We start from the raw sequence: 477 nt of genomic DNA on the forward strand, positions 1-477 counted from the left end.
GATGCCACAGTCATAGATTATTACGTTAGGTCACACTACCCCCCATATAATCTCATAGGCCAACCAGTTTTTTATATCATCCTTGATGTCTATACACGGTTTATCATCGGCTGGTATATGGGCCTAGGTTATCCTTCTGGAGAATACGCAATTATGGCTCTGTTGAGCATGGCATCAGACAAGAGAGCACTTTTGGAAGAGTTAGGTTTTAGTGATGATGATCATATTGAAGAACTTTGCATGATCCGCGGCGTACCTAAACTCTTGACAATAGACCAAGCTGAGTTAAGAAAAAATTTAACTGTTAACCTTACAAAAAATCTAGGGATTTACATATCTGAGGTACCAGCAAAAAGACCAGATTGGAAAGGGGTTGTCGAAACAAGATTCAACACTTTGCAAAATTGGGAGGAAATGTACGACCCATCCAGGGGAAATTACAACAAGAAAAAATATGGCGACCCTGACATGAGATTG

The 477-nt window shown here is 40.0% G+C and carries 1 protein-coding gene; it reads left to right on the forward strand.

Annotated features, from left to right (window positions below; genetic code table 11):
• Positions 1–477 (forward strand): TnsB C-terminal domain-containing protein (locus tag E1189_RS00455; protein WP_155158186.1); only part of this gene is annotated, 477 nt, incomplete at both ends.

Origin of the sequence: Parendozoicomonas verongulae (genome assembly GCF_009711465.1) — a bacterium.
GTDB classification, from domain to species: Bacteria; Pseudomonadota; Gammaproteobacteria; order Pseudomonadales; family Endozoicomonadaceae; genus Sansalvadorimonas; species Sansalvadorimonas verongulae.